We start from the raw sequence: 237 nt of genomic DNA on the forward strand, positions 1-237 counted from the left end.
TGCAAAACTTTTTCAATATGAATTTCCAGAAGCTATAGCTGAGTTTCGCAAAGCAATTTCTATTTGGGAAGGCGTACATAATTATGCAGATGCAGCTGGAAGTTATCATGAAATAGGTGGCGTATATCGTTCTATGCAACAAATGGATTCCGCCAGATTTTATTATGATAAAGCTTTAAAACTATTTGCCATAGGATACAAAGACGATACCCTAAAATATATAAATAGATATTATGG

At 33.3% G+C, this 237-nt stretch carries 1 protein-coding gene; it reads left to right on the top strand.

Annotation, left to right across the window (positions count from 1 at the left end; all coding sequences use genetic code 11):
* A partial coding sequence (locus ACRBBL_RS00395) for a tetratricopeptide repeat protein (RefSeq protein WP_431367059.1) occupies positions 1 to 237 on the top strand: 237 nt, incomplete at both ends.

It is taken from the genome of Kordia sp., from assembly GCF_050633145.1.
GTDB lineage: Bacteria > Bacteroidota > Bacteroidia > Flavobacteriales > Flavobacteriaceae > Kordia.